This is a genomic window from Allokutzneria sp. NRRL B-24872 (assembly GCF_002155965.1).
Classification (GTDB): domain Bacteria; phylum Actinomycetota; class Actinomycetes; order Mycobacteriales; family Pseudonocardiaceae; genus Allokutzneria.
The window spans coordinates 1-15,079 of the sequence record NZ_MUMH01000188.1 but is presented as its reverse complement, the minus strand read 5'-3'; the positions used below and the strand labels follow the sequence as shown (position 1 = coordinate 15,079).

Here is a 15,079-nt window from a genome sequence, read left to right as displayed (position 1 = left end):
CCCAGGCGCCCGCCACGCCGAAAACGCAACCCCCACCGAACGGAACGCGCGGCTGGAACGGGTCGGCTTTACCTGGGGTGCGCGTGCCATACGCTCGCGCGAGGGCCGGGTTCTCTACCCGTGCCCCTGTGAGGCCCAGGGGCACGCGCAAGGGGTCCCCAGGTCAAGCCGACCCCACGCAGCAACCCCCGCGCCCCACAACCCAACCGCTCCCGCCGACGACACCGACACCCGCTGGAAGCCCACCCGTACCGACTACGCCAATCCGCCGTTCACGTCGACAACCGCCCCGTTCACATAAGCAGCTTCCTCCGACAACAAGAACGCGATCACCGAAGCCACCTCCTCCGCCTCCCCCAACCGCCCGGCGGGAATGGTCTCCAGGTACTGGCCCAACCGCTCGGCCGGAATGCTCCGCGCCATGCCGGTTTCGATCACACCGGGCGCCACGGCGTTCACCCGCACGCCGGACTTCCCGTAGGACGACGCCAGTCCCTTCGTCAACGCGATGAGCGCTCCCTTGGACGCGCCGTAGGACGGGTCGTGGCTACCGATCCGCCCGACCACCGACGTCACGTTCACGATCGACACCGGACCGCCAGCGCGGGCGATCACCTCGCGGCACAGCATGATCGGCGCGGTGACGTTCACAGCCATGACGTCGGCGGCGTAGTCGCTGGTGGTCTCCGGAAGCGCGACCGCGCGGTAGAGGCCCGCCGCGTTCACCAAGCCGGTCACGCGCCCCAACCGGGCCTGGATCTCGTCGAGAACACCGCCGAGCGCGTCGGTCGAGCGGAGGTCCACGATGTGGCTGGAGTCCGCTGTGGACGGTGCGAGGTCGACCCCGGCGACGGCCCATCCTCGTTCGCGCAGGACCTCGACGGTCGCCGCGCCGATTCCCCCGGCCGCGCCGGTCACCACTGCCACTCGTTCGCTCACGAAGCGACTCTAGGGCCCGGGTACGGTGCGCGAGTGGATCTCGGAGTGCTCGGCCAGGCCGTTGGCATGTTCGCGGTGACCAACGTGGACGACATCGTGATCTTGGCGGTGTTCTTCGGGCAGGCGGCCGGACGTGGCGCGGCGCGGGTGGTCCTGGGGCAGTACCTGGGGTTCGCGGCGATCTTGGCGGTCTCGGTCGTGGGAGCGCTCGGCGCGGGACTGCTGCCGCCGGTGGTGTTGCCCTACTTGGGGTTGCTGCCGTTGCTGCTCGGCGTGCGTGCGGCCTGGCATGGGCGCCACGACGACGACGACGAGCGGAGCGCGAGCGGCGGGCCGACGGCGCTGGCCGTGGCGGCGGTGACCTTCGCCAACGGCGGGGACAACATCGGTGTCTACGTGCCGGTGTTCGCGAACGCGGGGACGGCCGGGCTGATCGTGTTCGTGGTGGGCTTCCTGGTGCTGGTCGCGGTGTGGTGCGCGCTGGGCCGGTTCTTCGCGACACGGCCGGTGGTGGCGCGGGCACTGGCGCGCTGGGGCCACGTCCTGCTGCCCGTCGTGCTGATCGGCATCGGCGTGCTGATCTTGCTGGGGGGCGGACGCTAGCGGCTCTGTACCTACTAGTATGTATAGTCGGCGGCGTGAGCACAGCCGACCGACTCATCGAGAGCACCCGCGAGCTGCTGTGGGAACGCGGCTACACCGGAACGAGCCCGAAGGCGATCCAGCACCGCGCCGGGGCCGGGCAGGGCAGCATGTACCACCACTTCGCCGGGAAGCCGGACCTCGCGCTGGCCGCGATCACCCGCACCGCCGAGGACCTGCGCGCCAGGGCCGAGGAGCAGCTTTCCGCCCCGGGGACCGCGATCGAGCGCGTCACTGCCTACCTGCGGCGCGAGCGCGACGTGCTCAAGGGCTGCCCGATCGGCCGACTCACCCAGGACCCCGACGTCATGGCCGATCCGAGGCTGCGCGCGCCGATCGAGGAGACGCTGGCGTGGCTCCGGCAGCGCCTCGCCGAGGTCCTGCGAGAGATCGAGCCAGCCCCGGAAGCCATCGCCGCGACCGTTGTCGCGGTCCTGCAAGGCGGCTACGTCCTGGCGCGCGCCGCCGACTCCGTCGAGCCGTTCACGGCGGCGATCGACGGAGTGCTGACCCTGCTCACCGCACGCTGAGGAGATCGCGCATGTACGCCAAGCAGTACCCGATCCCGCTGCCCGCCGACCACGACATGGAGATCATCCGCAAGCGCGTCGCCGAGAAGGGACACGCCCTCGACGACCGCGAAGGGCTCGGGCTCAAGGCTTATCTGATCCGCGAGCGCGGTGTCGACGGCTCGCCGGTCAACGAGTACGCGCCGTTCTACCTCTGGAACGACACCGGCGAGATGGCGCGCTTCCTCCTCGGCGGCGGGGGTTTTCAGAACATCGTGCGCGACTTCGGCCGCCCGGCCGTTCTGCACTGGACCGGCGTCGCGTGCCACGCGGGTCCAGCCCGGAACGCCACCCCCAAGGCGGCCTCCCGTCGCCTGACCACGCTCAATGACGACATCGAGTCGGAGATCGACGCGCTCCGCGAACTGGCTCAGCACGAGGACGTGCACACCGCCGCGCTCGCCGTCGACCCGCACCACTGGCAACTCCTGCGCTTCGTACTGTGGAAGGAAGCGCCGCAGGAGACGGAAGGTGAGCGCTACCAGGTGCTGCACCTGTCGAGCCCCGGTCTCGGCGACCTTCCGGAAGGCCACACCTGGTGAACTTGCTCGACCGAACGTTCCTGTCGTACTCCGGGAGCGATCAACCCGTCATCACCTTTTCCGTGGACTACCAAGGGGACGCCCCCTCCGTAGAGATGATCGGACGGCGAGTTCGGGAGCGCGCGGTCCTGCCGCCCGGCTCCGGCGTCTTCCACGCGCACGGCGACATCGACGAGGAGACTGAGCGCATCGCGCGGACACCGTTCGATGTGGTTGGCGGGCAAGCACTCTGGGATCTGTGGCTGATCACCGGCGGAGACCGCTTCCGGATCTGCCTCCGAGCGCATCACGGCTTCATGGACGGAGTCGGACTGAGCCACGTGGCGGCGGCGCTGCTGCCGGACTCCCCTGGCGAGGGCGATCGCCTGCCCCCGGCGGCGAAGCCGACCATGCGCGGTCTGGGACGAGCTTTCAAGGACCTGGCCGCGTTGCTGACACATCGATCTCCATGGGCGCCGACTCCTGGCCCGGACGCGGGCGCGCGCTTGGGGTACCGGGACGTGCCGATGAAAGCCTTGCGCGCCAAAGCTGACAACTACGGCGTGAGCGTCAACGACGTCAACCTGGCCGCGCTCGGACTCGCGTTCAGCGACTGGCAGCGCGCTCGCGTGTCGGAGCCCGCACGCCGCGATGTCGTGCTGTGCGTGGCCATTTCAACCAGGACGCCGCAGGAGCGTTTCCAGCTGGGAAACCGACTCGCAGTGCACCGCTTGCGGCTCTCGCGCTCGCTCACATCCTGGGAGGAAGCGATTTCCCTTGTGCGCAGGCAAACGAACAGGGTCCGTGAGACGCGGCAGCGCGACGCGCTCCGACTGGCCATGAAGGTGCCAGGGACGCTGAGGCCGGGTGTGCGGCTGTTCCGCGCGACGCTGACCGCGCAGGCGACGCCGTTCACCGTCAGCAGTGTTTCCCTTCCGCAGCACCACACCTTGTTCGGCGCCGAGATGTGCGCCGCGGGGATGACGCTCAACGTCTTCGAGGGCTTTCCCGCCTACATCTCCTTCACCCGCACTCCGGACAACCTCCGATGCGCGGCGGTGGCCGACTCCGCGCGCCGCGCCCTGCTGGACGTGCCCGAGCACTGGGCGCGGCGCCTGGCGTGATCAGCGGCCGAGCGCCACCTCCGCTGAGCAGCCGAGTTCGCCGGGCATGGCCTGGACGCGGGACAGGTAGCCCACGTAGACCTTGCCGCTCTTGCGGGACGCGATGAGGCAGCTGGCCCCCTCTCGCATCGAGACGCCGATGTCCTCGCCCTTGACCAGAGCGGTGACCGGGGGCACGTGATCGGCGAGCTTGGTCTCCGAATCAACGCGCGGCTCGGGCATCTCCCGGGCGACCGCGTCGCGCACCTGCGCCTCGGTCGGCGTCGGCGGGAGCGCTGCGAGAGCCTTTCGGATCGCGTCCTCCCCGCCCTGCGGGATGCTCGTACCGCGCGTGGGCGGAGGCGTGATGGGTGTCGCCGTGCCGGGGCAGGACGTCCGCGTGGGCTTGTCGACGATGCCGTAGTAGTTGAAGTCCATGGCATAGCAGGCGTTCAGCTCCTCCTTGCGGGGAGCGAACATCACGGGCTCGACGGCCGGGCGGTGGACGCGGATCACCAGGTGCGCGAAGGTCTTCGTGGGGTTGCGGTCGGGCACGGGGATTTCCCGGGCTTCCAACACGGCCAGCCCGCCGTGGCCCTTCCACACCGACAGCGCGGCTCGTGCGAGGTTCATCGCCGAGTCCTGGCGCGGGTAGCTGATCGCGGTCGCCAGGGTGTCGGCCTGGCGGTCGGACTCGGCGTCCCCGGGCGGAGTGGAGCACGAGGTCAGGAGCACGGCGGCACCGACGAGGACGAGGCGTCTGTAAGGCACGACGCACGCTAACCGCGTTTATTGCCCGCGAGCTTGAGTAGATCTCCCTATCCTGCGGGGAATGACGGTTCGGATCGTGCACCTGAACGGCGCGGTGTTCGACGCGCTCGCGGCAGGGGATCTCGTGGCGGCCAACTCGGCGAGCCCGGTGCCCCTCTCGGAGTACTTCGCCGGGCCCGAGTGGCGGAGCGTGTGGCGCATGCGCAGCGCTCAGGTGGCCGACGACCCCGCGAGCGCGGACTGGGTCACCGGTGTCATCTGGCACTCCGAGCGCGAACTGGCCGTCGGGCGCGCTGGCTATCACGGGCCGCCGGACGAAGCGGGGATGGTGGAGATCGGTTACGCCGTCGACCCCGCGCACCGCAGGCGCGGGTATGCCCGCGCGGCGCTGGAGTCGTTGCTGAGCAGGGCCACCGACGAGCGTCTTGTACGGACCGTGCGGGTCACGATCAGTCCGGAGAACGAGGCCTCGTACGACCTCGTGGCCGGATACGGTTTCGTCGAGGTCGGCGAGCAGTGGGACGACGAGGACGGCCTGGAGATCATCTACGAGAGGCGGGCGTCGTGCTCCACCACGTGCAGGTGAGCTGTCCGGCGGGCAGCGAGGACCGCGTGCGGGCTTTCTACGGCGGGACGCTGCGCTGGGTGGAGCTGCCCAAGCCGCCGTTGCTGGCCGCGCGGGGTGGTTGCTGGTTCCAGGTGCCGGGTTCGGGCGAACTGCACGTGGGCGTGGAGGCGGACTTCCGGCCCGCGCGCAAGGCGCACCCGGCGTTCGTGGTGGACGTGGACGCCGTCGCCGTCGCGCTCACGGAGGCGGGGTACCCGGTGGAGTGGGCCGACCCGGAGGAGATCCCGGGTCGGCGCCGTTTCCACACGTTCGACGCGGTCGGCAACCGGCTGGAGTTCCTGGAGTGACCGGTTTTCGACTTCGGCGCAACGGGTTCGCGACCCCGAACTCACCTCGCGCGATCGGTTGACGGCGCTGCGCGTGTGTGTGAAGTGCTTCCAGCCGTACGGGTTCCGTGCGACCTGGCACCACGTGATCGTCAGCGCGGAGGTGCCGAGGCTGCTCGAAGACGACCTCGACTCGCTCGTGCCGGCGGCGGACGAACTGGAGCAGGCCCGCGTGGTCTGGCGGAGCAAGAGCGAGGAGCACGCCGCGCTGCGCCGCCAGGAGAAGGCCAGCGGGCGCCGAGTTCCCCGCCGAGCCGATCCTTGGCACGCGTGGGCGGGGCTGGTCGCGTACTGCCCTGACTTCGAGAAGCACCCGACCGAGCGGCTGGACGTGGTGCTGCGCCGAGTGATCGCCGCGTTCGAATCCGGCGTCGACGTCACCGCGCAGTGCCGGGCGTGCGCACGGGAGCTGACGGAGGACGCGCCGTGCCCGGACTGCGGTGTCGATCAGATCGGTCCCACCGCGGGCCGCAACGTCGGCACCGTTCACCGGTGGCGGCAGGTGCGGCTCAGAGCCGGCAGCTGATCTCCATGCCGTCCTCGACCGGGAACGTCACGCACTCGTAGCCGTTCTTCGGGTCGCGGACGTGGTCGAGGTACGGCTTCATCGACGGCATGTCGATGTCGTCGGCCACCACGAGGGTGCCGGGGGCGAGCCGTGGTTCGAGCAGACGCAGCACCGGCAGGCACAGGTCCTTCCAGCCGTCGAGCAGCACGAAGTCGACCGGCTCGGAGTCGGCGAGGGTGTCCCGCGCGTCGCCGAGCAGCACGGTGATCACGTCGGACAGGCCCGCTTCGGCGAAGGTCTCGCGCGCCGAGGCGGCCTTGCTCGCGCTCAGCTCGGTCGTCACCACGTGCCCGAAACCGTTGTCGCGCACGGCGGCGCCGAGGTGCAGCGCGGAGATCCCGAACGACGTGCCGAACTCGACGACGCGCGCCGGGCGGATCGCGCGGATCAGCGTGTAGAGCAGGCGCCCGCCCGCGGCGGAGATCGGCATCACCACCTCGGCGGCGGCGTCGGCCTGCTCCTGCGGCGTGGCGGTCGCGAAGTCGGCGGTCCAGGAGCCTTGCAGGCGCGCGTCGTCCTCGTCGGCGCGGGCGAAGAGGCGGGCGAGGGCGGAGGTGACCCGGGGGTCGCGCAGCGTTGTCATGCGATCCAGACTAGACGCAACGTCTCGTCTCGTCTAGCTCGCGAACCGCCCTCCCCGTCCGGTGAGCTCCACGTGCGCGGAACGTCCGGTTCGCTGGGGTCGAACGATGGCGAACCTCGGGTCGACGGCGGCCTCGCCGGGGCGGGCGTTCTAGGCTGAGCGGGGGAGGTCGGGATGGCACAGGACGGGATGGCGCAGAACACGGCGCGCCACCACGGGAACCGGCACGGGCGCAGTGAGCAGGCTCGGCTCGCGGTGCTGGAGGCGGCCGACGACCTGTTGGTGGAGAAGGGTTTCGCCGGGCTGACGATCGAGGCGATCGCCGCGCGCGCGGGCGTGTCGAAGCAGACGATCTACCGCTGGTGGAGCACGAAGACCGACATCCTGCTGGACGCCTTCCTCCAGGACCTGGCCGAGGACCTGCCGGTGCCGGACCACGGCGACGTGGAGCGCGACCTGCGGGCCTACCTGCGACACCTGGCGTACTTCCTCACGCGCACCGACGCGGGCGCGGTCCTGCGGGCACTGCTGGGGCACTCGCAGCACGACGCGGACTTCGCGGCCGTGCTGCGGGAGCGCTACCTCGACGAGCAGCTGCGCCGCGACCGGCTGCCGCTCGAACGCGCGGTGGAGCGCGGAGAGCTTCCCGGCGGCCTCGACATCCCGGCCGAGGTCGACCAGCTCGTCGGGCCGATCCACTACCGCGCGCTGGTCACCGGCGAGGCGGTCGACGAGGGCTTCACCGACGCCCTCGTCGACGCGTTCCTCCGCCGCGTCAGCTCGTGAAGTGCTCCGCCAGCGCGGCGGCGAGCACGTCCGGGTCCGGGGTGTGCGGCTGACCGGCCAGGGTGCCGCGCCGCGCTCCGGCGATGCCCGCGACCAGAGCGTCGGCCGCGGGGTCCAACGCGCGAATCCATCGCGGTGCAGCGGGATCGCGGGCGTCGCCGGTGAGCACGAGCGCGGGCTGGGTGATCTCGCCGAGCCGCCGGGGCTGACCGGTGCCGAGGCACGCCGCGTCCTGAGCGAGGCTCGGCGCGAGCGCGAGCAGGTTCTCCCACCACGGCGAGGCGCGGAGCCCGACGATCTCCTCATCGGGGGTCTCGGCCAGGCGCATGAACAGCTCCACCGCGTCGGCACGGCGGTTCTCCGCGACGGCGAGGGTGACGCGCTCGACGTAGGCGCGCCACAGCCGCGGCCAGTCCTCGCCCATGTCGAAGGGCACCTCGTAGACGGCGATGCTGGTGATCGGCAGGCCGGAGGCGGCGGCCTCCAGCACGAGCGCGCCGCCGGAGGACGTGCCGAACACGTGCGCCGCTCCCCCGGCCGCCCCGATCACCGCCGCGAGGTCTTCCACCTCGCGCTCGACCGCGTAGGGCGGGGTGTCGGAGCTGGCGCCCCGGCCTCGGCGGGCGTAGTTGACGACGGTGAACCGCTGCGCCAGCACGGCGGCCAGCGGCGCGTTCTCGGCGCCGTCGTCCAGTCCGCCGCCGACCAGGACGACGCCGGGACCGGCACCCTCGCGGGTGAGGGCGATCTTCGTGCCGTCGCGGGAGATCACGTGATCCACTTCAGCTCCTCAGGGCCGCGCCGACTCGGCGGATGATGTCGGCCTCGGCCTCGTCGGTGGGATCGGCTGGGGCGTACTCGGTGATCGCGGCGCCGACCAGACCGTCCACTGAGGACACCAGGTCGATGAGCCGGTGCGGCGACACGCCGTCCGGCACGGGGTAGCCCATCGACGCGAACGCGATCGGCTCCAGCACGTCCAGGTCGATGTGCGCGTAGACGGGACCACTCAGCCCCTCCAGCGCCGCTTCGAAGTCCGCGACGCCGTGCGAGCGCATTCCGTTGCGCGCCAGGTACTCCAGCTCCGAGTCGTCCCCGGCGCGACGCCCGGCGAAGACCACCTGCTCCGGCCGGAGCGGGCGGTCCGGAACGAGGGAGGTGTGCCCGTCGCCGAGCAGCGTGCGCAGCACCATGCCATGGAAGGAGCCGGACGACAGCGTCTGCGGCGTGTACAGGTCGGGGTGCGCGTCGATCCACAACACGGTCAGCTCGTCGCCGTAACGGGCGTGCGCGGCGGCGATCGGGGCCAGGTCGACGCCACAGTCCCCGCCGACGGTGACCACGAAGTCGTCCGTGTCCGCCAAGGCTTTCCTGATCAGCCCGGCGTTCTCCTCGATCACGTCGAACGAGCGCACTCCGGCGTCGCGCTCCCCCGCCGTCTCGCGCACCGGCAGCGTCACGCGCGTGTCGCACGGGACCAGCTCAGCCACCCGCCGCGCGCCCGCCATCAGGCGCGGGGCGTTGGGAGCGGCCGAACCTTGCCATTGCGGAACACAGAGGACAGTTGTCACCGTCGAAGCATAGGCACGGCCCCCGACAACGCTCGCCTCAAAGTCGTTGATGTCAGACCGGGCCGACGCGCGTGACCAAGCCCCAGTGGTCGGAACGATGGCTCTCGAACTTCGCGCTGCCGTGCGTGGCGACACCGCGCACCAGGATGAAGTCGATGCGGTTGGGGGTCAACACGCGTTCGGGGAACTGGAAGTTGCTCGTCCCGCCGAACTCCTTGCAGACGTCGGCATAGCCGTAGCGCTCCATGAACGAGCGCACCGCCGCGACGGTCAGCGGCGACCCGTCCTCACCCTTGCCGTCGATCTCCAGGTTGAAGTCGCCGGTGAGGACGACGGGGTTGCGGCGGGACTCCGTCCGGGTCTGGAGTTGCGCGATGTCCTTGGTGCGGTCCTCGTCGGTCTCGTCCTTGGCCCGCGCGAGGTGGGTGTTGTAGACGTCGACGATCCCGTGCCGCTCCGTGGTGATCTCCGCGCCGAGGAAGGACCGGTTGCCGGACTGGAGGAGGATGCCCTGGTCCTGCTGCTTGTCCGAGTCCGGCACGGTGTCGATGGTGAGCGGGCGCTGCGACACGACGCCGTCCCCGATCTGCACCAGCTGCGCGTTGCCGGAGGAAGCCTGCGGGTACACGGGCTTCTCGTGCTCGTCCTCACCCCGGTAGTAGTCGTTCTGGCCCGATCCGGCCCAGTTCAGCAGCCACTCGCGGCCGGTGCGGCGCTTGAGGATGCGCGCGACCTCCTTCGCGGCGGGCTTGGCCATCTCCTGGAGGTTGGCGACGTCTCCGTCCTGCTTGAGGATGTCGTCGGCCAGCTTCTCCAGGTCCTCGGCCTTCGCGTTGGTACCGCGCGACTGGCCTTTGCCCATCTTGAAACCCATGGCGGCGTTGAGGTTCACCACCGTGACGATCCCGTCGGAGGCGGGCGGCGGGGGCGGTGACGGCGGTGTCCACAGCTTCTTCACGTTGGTGGACAACGACTTCCGGTGATCGCCGTTGACCAGGGTAAGCCGCTGCTTGTCGGAGCCGGTGCCCTTGCCGCCGGACAGCTCGACGCTGCCCTCGCCGAGCGCGCGCAGCGAGGCCAGGCCGCGTTCGTCCACGGAGGTCCAGCCCTTGGCGTCGAAGCGCCACTGCGTGTTCGGCGTGTAGTCGGTGCACGAGCCGGTGACGCGTTCACAGGACCACACGCGCGCGGTCACCCCGAGCGCGCCGTCCCACCCCCACCACAGGTTCTCCTGGGTGATGCTCGCCTGCGCGTCGGTGGTCCGCGCGCGCAGGTGGGCGTTGTCGCCGACGAGCTGCTGAGCGGGGTTCAGCGGGTCGATCACCACGACGGTCGCGACGCCGTTGCTGGCTCCGCTGCTGCTCAGCGCGACGTAGGCGAACATCGGCTTGCCGTCCCACCCGCGCGGCGTGTACGCGGTGTCCTGGGGCAGCCCGGCGTCGCCGCTGCTGCCGACCTTCGTCGCGGAGCCGGTCGCTGGGTCGACCACCACGACGTCGGTCTCGGGCCGAGCCCCGTCCGCGGTGATCTGGAAGGTGACCAGGCGGTCCCCCGCCCCGGCGACCGTCAGCATGCCCTTGGCGTTGGGCTGCAAGGGCTTCAGCTTTCCCTGGGGCACCAACGTCTTCAGGTCGTACACGGACAGGTCTTTGCCGCTGTAGGACTCCAACACGTACACCGACCCGCCGGAGATCGCGAGCTTGTCGCAGGTGCAGTTCACCTCGACCGCCGCGCCGCTGACGGTGTCCACCGAGACCAGCTTCTTGCTCGTGGCGTAGACGAAGCGCGAGCCGTCCGGCGCCCACTCGGCCGACAGGACCGAGGACGAGTTCGAGCCGAGCTTCAGGTCGGCCACTTCGGACTCGCCCCTGGCGATGCGGACGGCGCTGGAGGTCTCATAAGCGAAGGCGACCGGGCCCGTGGGGCGCGCCTGGTTCTGCGGTGGTGGTGGCGGCTCGTCCTCGCAGCCCGTGAGGACCGAGGCGATCACGACGACGATTGCTGCGAGTGTCCCTGCGCGCACCTGGGCAATCTAGCCGCCCGCGCGCGGCACGTCCCAGGAAAGGGGGACTCCGGGGGCGCGGGGTGATACTGCGGGTATGCGAACACTGATCATCGCCGCCGGGTCGATGGGCGATGTCGCGCCCTTCACCGGCCTCGGAGCGTGTCTGCGCGAGGCCGGGCACGACGTCACGATCGCCGCCTACGGCACCTTCGAGGAGCTGATCACCAAAGCGGGCTTGGGTTTCGCGCCGCTGCCCGGTGATCCGCACGCGCGCGGCGAGGCCGAGGACGCCCAGCGCTGGCAGCGCGGCGGCGGGGGCGTGCGCGGCTCGATCCGGCTGCTGAAGCTGACCACCGAGCTGACGATCGAGATGAACCAAAGCATCATCGACGCCGCCCGCGTGGGCACCGACGTGATGCTGTTCTCGCAGATGGGGATGATCGGCGGCTACCACGTCGCGCAGGCGCTGAAGATCCCCAGCATCGGCACCTACCTGGTCCCGCTGCACCCCACGGCCGCGTTCCCGCCGCCGATCGGCATCCCCGACCTCGGCGGGCTCGGCAACAAGCTGGCCGGGAAGTTCCTGGTCGGGCCGGGTTTCTCCTTCTTCGGCAAGGTGATCGCCGACGCGCGCGGCAAGCTCGGCCTGCCGCCGATGTCGGTCCCGCAGATGTTCCGCCACCAGGAAGCGACGGGCTGGCGCGTCCTGCACGGCTACAGCCCTTCGCTGCTGCCCCGCCCCGCCGACTGGCGCCCCGGCCTGGAGGTCGTCGGCAATTTCTGGACCGCGCGCCCCGAGGGGTGGCAGCCGCCGGAGCGCCTGGCCGACTTCCTGGCCGCGGGGCCGCCGCCGGTCTTCGTCGGGTTCGGCAGCCTCGCGCAGGGTGACGCGGAGCGGCTGAGCGCGCTGGTGCGCGCGGCGCTGCGGTCGGCGGGTGTGCGCGGGGTGGTCCAGTCCGGCTGGGCGGGTCTGTCCGCAGAGGACGATGACGTGCTCACGATCGGCTCGACCCCGCACGACTGGCTGTTCCCGCGGATGGCGGCGATCGTGCACCACTGCGGCGCGGGCACGACCGCGGCGGCGTTGCGCTCCGGAGTGCCAGCGGTCCCGGTGCCGGTCGCCGGTGATCAGCCGTTCTGGGCCGCGCGCCTCGCGGCGGGCGGGTTGTCGCCGGAGCCGGTGCCGTTCAAGAAGCTCACCGCCGAGCGCCTGGCCGCCGCGATCCGGCTCGCCCTGTCGGTCCCCTCGTACCGGGCGAAGACCGAGGCGATGGCCGCGCGGCTGCGCGAGGAGGACGGCTCGCCGAAGGTGCTGGCCGCGATCGAAGCGCTCGGCTAGCGAACCGGATCGACCGGGCTCGACGTCAGCAGGAGCAGAGGACGTCGAACCTAGGGAGATCAGGATGAACCTCGCCGAAGTCATGGGCAACGTCGCCAGCGTCGGCTACGGCCTGGCCGCCATCGGGCCGGGCATCGGTGTCGGCATCGTCGCCGGCAAGACGGTGGAGGCGATGGCCAGGCAGCCGGAGCTGTCGGGGCAGCTGCGCACGACGATGATCCTGGGCATCGCCTTCACCGAGGCGCTCGGGCTGCTCGGCCTGGTCGCGGGGATCATGTTCGGCGGCATCAAGTTCAGCGGCTGAGCAACTCGGAACGGTGGTCTTGCCGGTCTGCTAGCGCGGAGATGGTCGTGGACCGGCGACGATGGCCGGGTGAAGATCGGGACATGCGTCGGGACGGTCGTGCTGCTGCTGGCGACGGCGGTTCCCGCCCAGGCTGCTGACGAGCTCGAGTACGTGGCGCTGGGCGATTCCGCGGCGGCGGGGCCGTGGATTCCGACCCAGGTCGACCAGGCCTGCAAGCGCTCCGACCACAACTACCCGGCGGTCGCGGCGAAGGCCCTGGGCGCCAAGCTGGTCGACGTGAGCTGTTCCGGCGCGATCACCCCCGATCTGACCAGCAAGGGGGAGAACGCCAAGGCCGCGCAGCTGGACGCGCTCTCGGCCTCGACCGGACTGGTGACGCTGACCATCGGCGCCAATGACTCCGGCCTGTTCAGCCAGGCGCTGACCTGCATCAACGCGCTGCCCGAGCCGATCGGGAAGTCCTGCGCGGACCGGTTCCGCTCGGGCGGCGCCGACCCCATCGCGGCGTCGGTGGAGGCGTGGGCGCCCACGCTCGGCACGGCGCTCGACGAGGTCCGGCGCCGGGCTCCGAAGGCGAAGGTGCTGGTCACCGGCTACGGAACCTATCTGCGGCGTGGCGGCTGCTACCCGATCCAGCCGGTGTGGGCGCGCGATGCCGATTACCTCCAGGACACGATGGACCGGATCAGCTCCATCGCCCGGGAGCAGGCCAAGGCGCGCGGCATGGGCTTCGTCGACTTCGCCGCCGTGACGGTCGGGCACGACATCTGCGCGGCGCCGCGGGATCGTTACCTCGAAGGCTTGGTGCCGGTGAACATCGCGGCGCCGCTGCACCCCAACGCCAAGGGCATGGCCGCCTTCGCCGCCGCCGTCACCGCTGCCGCTTCTGGTTCGCAGGGCTGAACCCGGCCGCGAACGCGCGCACCCTGCTCGTCTCCCCCGCCGTGCGCCACGCGAGACCCCACTGCGCGTCCGGCGCGTCGCGGAACGGCACGAAGGCGATGCCCGGCCTGGCGAAGTACCGCTCCGCGTGCGCCGCGAGCGGGCAGATGCCCTCGCCAGCGCCGATGACGAGCAGCAGCTCCTGGAAGGTGCCGAAGGTCCCTCCGCGCGTGATCGGCTTCCCGGCGGGCGTCGTCCACGGCTCGGGCGGCTCGCGCCAGTAGGCGGGCGGAGGGTGCGCCGCGCGCAGCACGGTGTCCCGCCCCAGGTCCTCCAGTGTCACGAAGTCCTTGCGCGCGAAGGGATGCCCGGCCGCCACCGCGAGCACCATCGGCTCGGTGTGCACGACGGGGCCGGTCGTGAGGCCGTCGTCGGTGACCGGGAGCAGCACCACCGCCACGTCGGCCTCGCCTTCGCGCAGCGGCGCCAGCGGATCGTCGAACGGCGCCTCGCGGATCTCCAGCTGGCACTCCGGATGACGCGCGCGGAAGTCGTTGAGTCGCAAGGAGATCAAGTCGGCGAGCGCGGGCGCTTCAAAGCTCAGGCGCAGCGTCCCGGTCATGCCCCGGCCCGCCGCGATCGCGCGCTCGAACCCCGCGAGCAGCCGTTCGAAGGCCGGGCGGACGTCGGCCTCCAGTCGCTCGCCGATCGGTGTCAGTGCGACGCGGCGGCTCGTGCGGTCGAACAACGGCGCCCCGACGCGGCGCTCCATCGCCTTGACCGACTGGCTCACCCGCGCCTGCGACACCCGCAGCCGCCGCGCGGTCCTGCCGAAGTGCAGTTCCTCCGCGAGCGCCAGGAAGATCTCCACATCCCTGCGTTCCATAACCGCCAGCTTATCGATCGATGCGGAGTTCGGCGTTGTTCGCCCTGCTCAGGCGGGTGAGAGTGGTGTTGTCCCGCTGAACGACCCCGAGGAGAACCCGATGTCTGAGACCACGTTCGTCCGCGCCGACGCCGCCGAGGTCGTCTCCGACGCGCCCGGCAGCCTGATCACGCTGCTCGCCGACACCGCCGGTTTCACCACCAACCGCGCGACCCTGAGCCGCGGCGTCTTCGGCACTCCGGCGCACTTCCACACCCGGGCCACCGAGCTGTTCTTCGTGCTCGGCGGCACGCTCCAGGTGCTCGTGGACGACGAGCTGCACAGCTTGGAGAAGGGCGACTTCCTCGCCGTGCCGCCCACCGTGCCGCACGCCTTCGGCCCGCAGAAGGACTCCGACGCCGACGTGCTCGTGGTGTTCACGCCCGGCATGGACCGCTTCGACTACTACCGGCTGCTCGACCGCGTCGCGCGCGGCGAGGCCGACCCCAAGGAGATCGCCGCGTCCTCGGCGCAGTACGACAACCACTACGTCGACAGTCCGCTGTGGCGCCAGGCCCGAGCCGACGCCGCCTAGGTGTGGCGGTCGGTCAGCATGGAGAGGCCGCCGGGGGCCAGGGCGGTGCCGGTGACGGGGCGCGGGCGGGAGCCGGGGG

19 protein-coding genes are annotated in these 15,079 nt (G+C 71.0%); 12 read left to right on the top strand and 7 right to left on the bottom strand.

Annotated features, from left to right (window positions below; translation table 11 throughout):
• Positions 1-255: 255 nt before the first annotated feature.
• Positions 256-939, bottom strand: coding sequence for an SDR family NAD(P)-dependent oxidoreductase (locus CCN37_RS34760; protein WP_086829210.1), 684 nt, complete (start codon positions 937-939; stop codon positions 256-258).
• Between the two features lie 33 nt (positions 940-972).
• On the opposite strand from CCN37_RS34760, the gene CCN37_RS34755 reads away from it, so the two are divergent.
• From CCN37_RS34755 to CCN37_RS34740, 4 genes are all read left to right on the top strand, one after another.
• The gene (locus CCN37_RS34755) at positions 973-1,542 is read left to right on the top strand and encodes a cadmium resistance transporter (RefSeq protein WP_086829208.1); all 570 of its coding nucleotides are present in this window, start codon (positions 973-975) and stop codon (positions 1,540-1,542) included.
• 35 nt (positions 1,543-1,577) lie between these two features.
• Positions 1,578-2,111 carry a TetR/AcrR family transcriptional regulator gene (locus tag CCN37_RS34750; RefSeq protein WP_086829206.1) on the top strand — a complete coding sequence of 178 codons (534 nt, stop codon included), beginning with the start codon at positions 1,578-1,580 and terminating at the stop codon, positions 2,109-2,111.
• A gap of 11 nt (positions 2,112-2,122) precedes the next feature.
• Positions 2,123-2,692, top strand: coding sequence for a DUF4865 family protein (locus tag CCN37_RS34745; protein ID WP_086829204.1), 570 nt, complete (start codon positions 2,123-2,125; stop codon positions 2,690-2,692).
• A gap of 95 nt (positions 2,693-2,787) precedes the next feature.
• Positions 2,788-3,795, top strand: coding sequence for a wax ester/triacylglycerol synthase domain-containing protein (locus CCN37_RS34740; RefSeq protein ID WP_143261956.1), 1,008 nt, complete (start codon positions 2,788-2,790; stop codon positions 3,793-3,795).
• On the opposite strand, the gene CCN37_RS34735 is transcribed toward CCN37_RS34740, so the two are convergent.
• On the bottom strand, positions 3,796-4,545 hold the full coding sequence (locus CCN37_RS34735) for a hypothetical protein (RefSeq protein ID WP_086829200.1): 750 nt from the start codon (positions 4,543-4,545) through the stop codon (positions 3,796-3,798).
• Between the two features lie 61 nt (positions 4,546-4,606).
• Here CCN37_RS34735 and CCN37_RS34730 point away from each other — a divergent pair, with 61 nt between their 5' ends.
• From CCN37_RS34730 to CCN37_RS34720, 3 genes are all read left to right on the top strand, one after another.
• Positions 4,607-5,131, top strand: a complete 525-nt coding sequence (locus CCN37_RS34730; RefSeq protein ID WP_086829198.1) for a GNAT family N-acetyltransferase — start codon at positions 4,607-4,609, stop codon at positions 5,129-5,131.
• Positions 5,110-5,460 (top strand): glyoxalase, encoded by a 351-nt coding sequence (locus CCN37_RS34725; protein WP_086829195.1) that lies wholly within the window; start codon positions 5,110-5,112, stop codon positions 5,458-5,460. The genes CCN37_RS34730 and CCN37_RS34725 overlap by 22 nt, the downstream gene beginning before the upstream one ends.
• A 73-nt stretch (positions 5,461-5,533) precedes the next feature.
• Positions 5,534-6,025: a hypothetical protein gene (locus CCN37_RS34720; protein WP_143261955.1), complete on the top strand. Its 492-nt coding sequence runs from the start codon at positions 5,534-5,536 to the stop codon at positions 6,023-6,025.
• On the opposite strand, the gene CCN37_RS34715 is transcribed toward CCN37_RS34720, so the two are convergent.
• Complete coding sequence (locus CCN37_RS34715) at positions 6,009-6,650, bottom strand: O-methyltransferase (RefSeq protein ID WP_086829191.1); 642 nt, start codon at positions 6,648-6,650, stop codon at positions 6,009-6,011. The two genes, CCN37_RS34720 and CCN37_RS34715, sit on opposite strands and share 17 nt — an antisense overlap.
• 174 nt (positions 6,651-6,824) lie before the next feature.
• Between CCN37_RS34715 and CCN37_RS34710 the strand changes: the two genes are divergently transcribed.
• Complete coding sequence (locus CCN37_RS34710; protein WP_246843491.1) at positions 6,825-7,436, top strand: TetR/AcrR family transcriptional regulator; 612 nt, start codon at positions 6,825-6,827, stop codon at positions 7,434-7,436.
• Here the strand turns inward: CCN37_RS34710 and CCN37_RS34705 are convergent.
• Genes CCN37_RS34705 through CCN37_RS34695 form a run of 3 tightly spaced genes read right to left on the bottom strand, consistent with a single transcriptional unit; the run spans position 7,426 to position 11,030 of the window.
• On the bottom strand, positions 7,426-8,217 hold the full coding sequence (locus tag CCN37_RS34705) for an alpha/beta fold hydrolase (RefSeq protein ID WP_086829189.1): 792 nt from the start codon (positions 8,215-8,217) through the stop codon (positions 7,426-7,428). The genes CCN37_RS34710 and CCN37_RS34705 overlap by 11 nt on opposite strands.
• A gap of 1 nt (position 8,218) precedes the next feature.
• Positions 8,219-9,007 (bottom strand): arginase family protein, encoded by a 789-nt coding sequence (locus CCN37_RS34700; RefSeq protein WP_210408338.1) that lies wholly within the window; start codon positions 9,005-9,007, stop codon positions 8,219-8,221.
• Between the two features lie 52 nt (positions 9,008-9,059).
• Entirely contained in the window at positions 9,060-11,030 is a 1,971-nt protein-coding gene (locus CCN37_RS34695) for an endonuclease/exonuclease/phosphatase family protein (RefSeq protein WP_143261954.1), read from the bottom strand.
• 76 nt (positions 11,031-11,106) lie between these two features.
• Between CCN37_RS34695 and CCN37_RS34690 the strand changes: the two genes are divergently transcribed.
• The 3 genes from CCN37_RS34690 to CCN37_RS34680 all read left to right on the top strand — a co-directional run bounded on the left by CCN37_RS34690 (position 11,107) and on the right by CCN37_RS34680 (position 13,561).
• Positions 11,107-12,351, top strand: a complete 1,245-nt coding sequence (locus CCN37_RS34690; RefSeq protein ID WP_086829183.1) for a glycosyltransferase — start codon at positions 11,107-11,109, stop codon at positions 12,349-12,351.
• Positions 12,352-12,415: 64 nt separating this feature from the next.
• Positions 12,416-12,655 (top strand): ATP synthase F0 subunit C, encoded by a 240-nt coding sequence (atpE, locus tag CCN37_RS34685; RefSeq protein ID WP_086829180.1) that lies wholly within the window; start codon positions 12,416-12,418, stop codon positions 12,653-12,655.
• A 69-nt stretch (positions 12,656-12,724) separates the two neighbouring features.
• Positions 12,725-13,561, top strand: a complete 837-nt coding sequence (locus CCN37_RS34680; protein WP_246843490.1) for an SGNH/GDSL hydrolase family protein — start codon at positions 12,725-12,727, stop codon at positions 13,559-13,561.
• Here the strand turns inward: CCN37_RS34680 and CCN37_RS34675 are convergent.
• Positions 13,530-14,426 (bottom strand): LysR family transcriptional regulator, encoded by an 897-nt coding sequence (locus tag CCN37_RS34675; protein WP_086829177.1) that lies wholly within the window; start codon positions 14,424-14,426, stop codon positions 13,530-13,532. The two genes, CCN37_RS34680 and CCN37_RS34675, sit on opposite strands and share 32 nt — an antisense overlap.
• Before the next feature lie 100 nt (positions 14,427-14,526).
• Here CCN37_RS34675 and CCN37_RS34670 point away from each other — a divergent pair, with 100 nt between their 5' ends.
• A complete protein-coding gene (locus tag CCN37_RS34670) occupies positions 14,527-15,000 on the top strand; it encodes a cupin domain-containing protein (protein WP_086829175.1) in 474 nt (157 codons plus the stop codon).
• Positions 15,001-15,079: the final 79 nt, after the last annotated feature.

Bases quoted from the DNA above. Each gene is read 5' to 3' on its own strand.
- CCN37_RS34745 (WP_086829204.1), top strand. From the start codon at position 2,123: ATGTACGCCAAGCAGTACCCGATCCCGCTGCCCGCCGACCACGACATG.
- CCN37_RS34740 (WP_143261956.1), top strand. From the start codon at position 2,788: ATGATCGGACGGCGAGTTCGGGAGCGCGCGGTCCTGCCGCCCGGCTCC.
- CCN37_RS34730 (WP_086829198.1), top strand. From the start codon at position 4,607: ATGACGGTTCGGATCGTGCACCTGAACGGCGCGGTGTTCGACGCGCTC.
- CCN37_RS34715 (WP_086829191.1), bottom strand. From the start codon at position 6,650: ATGACAACGCTGCGCGACCCCCGGGTCACCTCCGCCCTCGCCCGCCTC.
- CCN37_RS34710 (WP_246843491.1), top strand. From the start codon at position 6,825: ATGGCACAGGACGGGATGGCGCAGAACACGGCGCGCCACCACGGGAAC.
- CCN37_RS34690 (WP_086829183.1), top strand. From the start codon at position 11,107: ATGCGAACACTGATCATCGCCGCCGGGTCGATGGGCGATGTCGCGCCC.
- atpE (WP_086829180.1), top strand. From the start codon at position 12,416: ATGAACCTCGCCGAAGTCATGGGCAACGTCGCCAGCGTCGGCTACGGC.
- CCN37_RS34675 (WP_086829177.1), bottom strand. From the start codon at position 14,426: ATGGAACGCAGGGATGTGGAGATCTTCCTGGCGCTCGCGGAGGAACTG.
- CCN37_RS34670 (WP_086829175.1), top strand. From the start codon at position 14,527: ATGTCTGAGACCACGTTCGTCCGCGCCGACGCCGCCGAGGTCGTCTCC.